Origin of the sequence: Mesorhizobium sp. M7A.F.Ca.ET.027.03.2.1, from assembly GCF_003999175.1 — a bacterium.
Taxonomy (GTDB): domain Bacteria; phylum Pseudomonadota; class Alphaproteobacteria; order Rhizobiales; family Rhizobiaceae; genus Mesorhizobium.
The window spans coordinates 1-2,468 of sequence record NZ_RZOM01000933.1; the positions used below are offsets into that span (position 1 = coordinate 1).

Annotated in this window: 3 protein-coding genes; 1 reads left to right on the forward strand and 2 read right to left on the reverse strand. The window is 63.3% G+C overall.

Features of this window, described 5'->3' with window-relative positions; genetic code table 11:
* Nucleotides 1–161 precede the first annotated feature (161 nt).
* Nucleotides 162–1,091 carry a hypothetical protein gene (locus EN750_RS29215; protein WP_127398825.1) on the reverse strand — a complete coding sequence of 310 codons (930 nt, stop codon included), beginning with the start codon at nt 1,089–1,091 and terminating at the stop codon, nt 162–164.
* An 83-nt stretch (nt 1,092–1,174) separates the two neighbouring features.
* The gene (gene leuD / locus EN750_RS29220) at nt 1,175–1,780 is read right to left on the reverse strand and encodes a 3-isopropylmalate dehydratase small subunit (RefSeq protein WP_023810900.1); all 606 of its coding nucleotides are present in this window, start codon (nt 1,778–1,780) and stop codon (nt 1,175–1,177) included.
* A 127-nt stretch (nt 1,781–1,907) separates the two neighbouring features.
* Between leuD and EN750_RS29225 the strand changes: the two genes are divergently transcribed.
* Nucleotides 1,908–2,333: a GNAT family N-acetyltransferase gene (locus EN750_RS29225; protein WP_127398826.1), complete on the forward strand. Its 426-nt coding sequence runs from the start codon at nt 1,908–1,910 to the stop codon at nt 2,331–2,333.
* The last annotated feature ends 135 nt before the right edge of the window (nt 2,334–2,468 follow it).

Sequence of the window (2,468 nt, forward strand, 5' to 3'; positions counted from 1 at the left end):
CTGCCGGCCATCTCCCCCTCAAGTGGGGAGATTAGCAGCTTCGCCATTCAGCACTCTTTTCTGCATTGCAGATTGGCAAAAGGAGAGAAGAGCCGATCTCCCCCCTTGAGGGGGAGATGTCCGGCAGGACAGAGGGGGGTGCGGCGGTCGCCCACAAAATCCTAATTCCCCGCCCCCAGCGCCTTGTCCAACGCCGCCTTCACATCCGCCGGCCATGTCGCCACATCAGGCCACGCCTGCGGCTGGCCATTGTCGCCGCGGCGGGCGAAGTACAGCTTGTGCTGGGCCGGGTCGACCGCCATGAAGCCGTCATTGCCGCCGCAGTCATGCGGCACGCAGCCGCTGGCGTAGAAGGCGCCCGAAGCGGCCTTTTCGGTACCGCCGCCGACCAGCAGGCTCGTCGCCATGTCGGGCATGTCCTTGCCGAGCAGCTTTTCGGCTTCCTTGTAGACGGCCTCGTTGTGGAAGGCGTCGATGATGTTCTGGTACTTTTCCGGATCGATGTCTTTCCAGTCCGTGCCGGGTTCCGGCATGTAGGTCAGATTGCCCGAAATCGTCAGCCCATCGGTCGGCGACCATTGCAAAGCCGGCTTCTCATCCCCCGGCAACAGATAGGGCACGAAATAGATGGCGTTGTCGGACACGGCCGAGGGCGGCGCGCCGCACTGGTCCTGCTCGACCGTGGTGCTCTGGATGGTGCCGCCTTCCGGTTTCCAGACGATCACCGTCGCAGGCCCGCATTGGTTGCCGCCGTCGCCCACATCGAACAGCGCCACCTTGACGCCGCCGACCTCGACTATTTTGTCGAAGAAGACGTCATAGTTGGTGGCCAGCTGCTTGCCGTCATAGGCAAGCACCTTCTCACCGTCCTGTTCCGGTTGGGTGATGGTCAGCGTGCCGCCCTCGAAGGGGACGGGCGCCTGCTTGTCGTCATCGGCAGCGTCGGCGGCGTTCGTCCCCTGATCGGCGGACGGCTGGTCCGTCGCCGGGGCCGGCTGGGTGGCGGGTGCCTGTGTCTGCGCAAACGCGCTCACGGTTTGCCCTAGCAACAAGGCCAGCCCGCAAACGCCGGCAAGAAGCAAACGTGTCATGACTGTCCCTCCACTCAATCGCAACGAACCCGGCGCAACGAAGGCCTGAGAGCGGCCGGGCCTCCGCCTGGAGTGTGTACCGCTCAGGCCCAGGGGCGCTGTTCGGCGTTGCGCTTCTCGAACGACGCGATGGCGCCAGCCTTCTCCATGGTCAGGCCGATGTCGTCGAGCCCGTTCAAGAGGCAGTGCCGCTTGAAATCGTCGAGGTCGAAGGTGACGACACCGCCGTCGGGACCACGGATTTCCTTGGCTTCGAGGTCGACCGACACTGTGGCATTGGAGCCGCGCGAGGCGTCGTCCATCAGCTTCTCGAGATCCTCGGGGCTGACGGTGATCGGCAGGATGCCGTTCTTGAAGCAGTTGTTGTAGAAAATGTCGGCGAACGAGGTCGAGATGACGCAGCGAATGCCGAAGTCGAGCAGCGCCCACGGTGCGTGCTCGCGGCTGGAACCGCAGCCGAAATTGTCGCCGGCAACCAGGATCTGCGCCTTGCGGTAGGCCGGCTTGTTGAGCACGAAATCCGGATTTTCCGAGCCGTCATCCTTGTAACGCATTTCGGCGAAAAGACCGGTGCCGAGCCCGGTGCGCTTGATCGTCTTGAGGTAATCCTTCGGGATGATCATGTCGGTGTCGACATTGACGATCGGCATCGGAGCGGCGACGCCGGTGAGCTTGGTGAACTTTTCCATGGCTTTTGCCCGTGTTTTCGTTGCGGGGGGATTGCTGAGGCACGGTTTACACAAAGCCGGCAGCAAATAAAAGGCAACTGTTCGTGCACGGTGGCACAAGCCAGCCCGATGGTGCAGTCTGGCGGCCATGGCAGAAAACGCACACGTCCTCTATGACAGCGAACCCACGCTCGACATCGCCGAATTCCGGCGCGTGCTGGTCGAATCCGGCCTCGGCGAGACACGGCCGGTCGATGATGAAGCACGGCTGCGGGCGATGCTGTCGGGCGCCAATCTGGTGCTGACCGCGCGTCTCGACGTCGAAGGCAAGCCGCTGGTCGGCGTGATCAGAGGCATCACCGACTTCTCCTGGGTCTGCTACATCTCCGAACTCGCCGTTTCCCGATCGGCACAGGGGCTCGGCATCGGCAAGGGCCTGATGGACGAGGCGCGCCGGCAGCTTGGACCGTCGGTCGCCATCAGCCTGATCTCCATGCCCGACGCCGTCGGCTTCTACGAACGTATCGGCATGAAGCGCATGGCCGACGCCTTCTGGTTCGACCGCAAGGGCTGAGGTCGGCGCAGGCCTTTGACGTTGGAGGCGCACACCCCTCTCTGCCCTGCCAACGCTCAAATCACGTTCAATTCCCGGAACGCCCGCCCTTCCGCGACTCGACCATACCCGAACGCCGAACAATCCACCGTGCGA